This is a genomic window from Companilactobacillus halodurans (genome assembly GCF_009600985.1).
Classification (GTDB): Bacteria; Bacillota; Bacilli; order Lactobacillales; family Lactobacillaceae; genus Companilactobacillus; species Companilactobacillus halodurans.
Genome location: NZ_VDFP01000221.1, coordinates 1 through 1,140, shown reverse-complemented (window position 1 = coordinate 1,140; position 1,140 = coordinate 1). Strand labels below are relative to the sequence as shown.

Sequence of the window (1,140 nt, the reverse complement as noted above, 5' to 3'; positions counted from 1 at the left end):
CCTGCATTTCATTAGCATTCATTTCTTTTAAAGTTTCTTCAACTGACTTACCAGAAATTTTGGCATAAGTTTCCCTTTTAGACTGGCCTTCAAAACTGCCGTAAAATTGTTCTCTCAATTCAGGCATCGTGACCATCTTAAAAGTTTTTCCAGTAGCAACTTTAAAACCATTATTCATTTCAGTTACTGTTTGGACAGAGCGATTCGTATCACTACAATAAATCGTATCTGAGATATCACCCAAATTTCCTAGAGTTCGCCCCATTTGATAAGCCTCTTCATGACCCGATTTAGTCAATGGCGTGTCAGACCAACCTTGCATTTTGCTGAAATGATTAAAATAAGTTTCTCCATGACGAACGAAGTAGATATCCATCTTCTTAATCAACTCCTATTGAATAGTGATTACAAGGAAAATTGTAGGCTTGTCCGAAACAAAAGACAATTTTTGAAATCGGTTTATTTCGGTTCTTTCTCAGCTTTGGTTATAGAAGCAAATATAAAAAATGCTATACCCGTGTGCTAGTTAAATATGCCACCTCCAAGAGCAAGAAATTTGGTCGCTATGGGGACCGACAAAAGCCAAGGTCTTTTGTCTCGATTTTGAACCTCGCAAAGTACGCGAATTTCAAAAGTCGTCCCGTGGTGTAAGGGATAAATCCCTAACGCCACCTTCACGGCGTCCTAATTTTCTGGGTCCTTCCGGCTAAGTTATTCTTTTCTTCGAATAAGTTGTAAGTAAATTATTATATTGTGGTTCTGACTACTTTTGTGGCAATAGTGAATCCAAAAACTTTAAATTAGTCGGTGAATGCTTGATTTAGCTTGTTCAAATCGCCGTCATTAAACTTAATGTCATCAAGTTGGTCTGACTTGTCATGCATGATATTTGTGATTTTTTCAGTTAAAGCATCAACGGTTGCTTGAGTAGTATCGCTAGGGAACATTCCGACGATTAAATAGTCAACGGGTGTCTTGTCATTTCCCCAAGCAACGGGGTTCTTGAAAGTTATCATCATGGTGTGAGCACGGCTCTTTTTGTCATTTGTGGCATACATGAAGACAGCGCGATTTTCGATAATAATGTTACCTGATGCCGCACTGGCAAAGATACTACTTTGGATATTTTGTTCATCAACA

2 protein-coding genes are annotated in these 1,140 nt (G+C 38.2%); both read right to left on the bottom strand.

The window, feature by feature from the left end; translation table 11 throughout:
* The coding region (locus FHL06_RS13775; protein WP_192918022.1) for a histidine phosphatase family protein at nucleotides 1-376 on the bottom strand (376 nt) is incomplete at its 3' end.
* Between the two features lie 424 nt (nucleotides 377-800).
* The coding region (locus FHL06_RS13770) for a PTS sugar transporter subunit IIA (protein ID WP_153387218.1) at nucleotides 801-1,140 on the bottom strand (340 nt) is incomplete at its 5' end.